Below are 1,189 nucleotides of genomic sequence, written 5' to 3' on the forward strand. Positions count from 1 at the left end.
GTCCTACAATAAATGCACCAGAGCTTGTTAAGGAATAAAATGCATTAAATTGTTTGCGTTGTTCAGCTGGAACAAGTTCCGTAATATAGGTAAGCGATGCAGGTGCAAAAAATGCTTTCGCCATGCTCACAAACCACAACAATATGTATATCTCCCATACGGTAGGCATAAAAGGGACCAAAGCGATTAATAATGCCCGAATCAAGTCCGTCCATATCATTAACTTTTTGCGATTTGCACGATCAATAATGCTCCCAGCCCAAAATCTCGTGAAAATCGATGCAAGTGGTCCAACAATCCACAGACCAGCCACAGCTGCTGCGGATTCTGTCATTTGATACACTAATAAATTTATAGCGACCAAAAATACAAAATCCCCCAGTCCAGATATTCCGACAGCTCCTAGTAATAAAGTTGGAAAACGCCATCGTTTCCATTTTTCTTTACTTACCACTTAATCACCCCTTTACACAATCTATTCGATACGCCGAAGTTAATTACCTGTAAAATGGATCTCTTCTTCAACTAACGGGTGCTTTACTTCAATAAGGGGTAAAGCCTTTTTCTTATTCAACTAACGAAGCAGGTTAGTTGAATAAGGGAAATGATAAAATGAATACTTAAGTGTGAAAAGAAAGAGGGGATGATGATATGAATTACAACGATTTAATGAAATCAAAAGGTTACATTTATCTGAACAACTTGTCAGAACCTGAAGAAAATGCCCTATGTATATTAATCGATAGATGTAAAATCAGTAACAAAAGTGAGGATATAGATTTAGGTGAACGATTTACAGAAGCTTATTATCCTTTTGAAGTGGATGATGGATTACCAGCAATTCAACTTGAATTTAAGTCCTATGTATCTTATTCGGTAGTAAACGAGTCTTTTACAGTGGTGGATGAATATGAAGTTTTTCAAGGTGAAATATTTAAGGTTTACACCAAATCAAGATACTTAGATTTCATTAAAGCTGGAACCATAGCAGAAGATATATTTCCCGAAGACAAATTTGTACATTATCAGGTTCCTTGCTTGAATCATATAATCGATATTATTTCGTATGAAGAACCAAAAATAACTGAAAAAAAGAGAGGGTAATCTTCAACTAACGGGTGCTTTAGTTGAATAAAAGGAATACTTCCCGATTGTGATGCTATGTCAACTGGTTGTGTATGGACTATAC

Annotated in this window: 2 protein-coding genes; one reads left to right on the top strand and one right to left on the bottom strand. The window is 35.8% G+C overall.

The annotated features are described in order from the left end of the window. A partial coding sequence (locus AC1DSB_RS19700; RefSeq protein ID WP_477587469.1) for an MFS transporter occupies positions 1-454 on the bottom strand: 454 nt, incomplete at its 3' end. A gap of 197 nt (positions 455-651) precedes the next feature. On the opposite strand from AC1DSB_RS19700, the gene AC1DSB_RS19705 reads away from it, so the two are divergent. Next, entirely contained in the window at positions 652-1,104 is a 453-nt protein-coding gene (locus AC1DSB_RS19705) for a hypothetical protein (RefSeq protein ID WP_477532315.1), read from the top strand. Positions 1,105-1,189 lie beyond the last annotated feature (85 nt).

The sequence above is a fragment of the Paenisporosarcina sp. P4_E4_2 genome, from assembly GCF_056401595.1.

Coding starts and splice junctions, on each gene's coding strand:
- AC1DSB_RS19705 (WP_477532315.1), top strand. CDS start 652: ATGAATTACAACGATTTAATGAAATCAAAAGGTTACATTTATCTGAAC.